This window comes from Chryseobacterium sp. SIMBA_038, from assembly GCF_046535115.1.
GTDB lineage: Bacteria > Bacteroidota > Bacteroidia > Flavobacteriales > Weeksellaceae > Chryseobacterium.
This window is the reverse complement of the sequence record NZ_JAWRXH010000370.1, coordinates 1-244: the sequence shown is the minus strand read 5'-3', so window position 1 is coordinate 244 and position 244 is coordinate 1. Positions and strand designations below refer to the sequence as shown.

Sequence of the window (244 nt, the reverse complement as noted above, 5' to 3'; positions counted from 1 at the left end):
CGGCATCTTCATCGTGCTGTTCAGTCTGCAACGGCTGCTGCATGCCTGGCTGCACGGCATGCAGGCCATGGAGAAGGCGCTCAATACGCCCAACGAGGCGGAAGCGCTGGCAATACCGGAGGGGACGGCAGCGGTTCTGTCTCCCGCCATCGCCAGCCATGCGCATGGCGCGACTGATCGGAGGCCCCTGTCATGATGCCGATGGACTGGCTCTACCTGATGCCCTGGCTGCTGTTCGGCGTGC

Annotated in this window: 1 protein-coding gene; it reads left to right on the top strand. The window is 64.3% G+C overall.

All coding sequences use genetic code 11. The features are described from left to right. A partial coding sequence (locus SB689_RS23935) for a hypothetical protein (protein WP_410694521.1) occupies positions 1-196 on the top strand: 196 nt, incomplete at its 5' end. Positions 197-244 lie beyond the last annotated feature (48 nt).